Genomic DNA, 257 nt, shown 5'->3' on the forward strand with positions numbered 1-257 from the left:
TACTTGAACGAGACGGATATTGTTGCCAATCTTGTGGTCTGTCTCAAGAAGACCACATAGAAAAAACCGGACAAGGGTTGCACATTCATCATATCATCCCGGCCTCAGAATTTGATGATGCTAAAAGTCGAAACGACGAATCAAACCTCGTCGCCATGTGTTCATCATGCCACTCGAACTGGGAAGGAATTCCTTTGAGACCACATCTTTCCTCCTCAAATTAGATATTGTATTCTTCTCAGCACCACTTTGGTAGG

General features: G+C 43.6%; 1 protein-coding gene. It reads left to right on the forward strand.

Features of this window, described 5'->3' with window-relative positions:
- The coding region (locus ACP7FG_RS13090; RefSeq protein ID WP_439226641.1) for an HNH endonuclease at positions 1–224 on the forward strand (224 nt) is incomplete at its 5' end.
- Positions 225–257: the final 33 nt, after the last annotated feature.

The sequence above is a fragment of the Idiomarina sp. ST10R2A5 genome, from assembly GCF_051842325.1.
Classification (GTDB): Bacteria; Pseudomonadota; Gammaproteobacteria; order Enterobacterales; family Alteromonadaceae; genus Idiomarina; species Idiomarina abyssalis.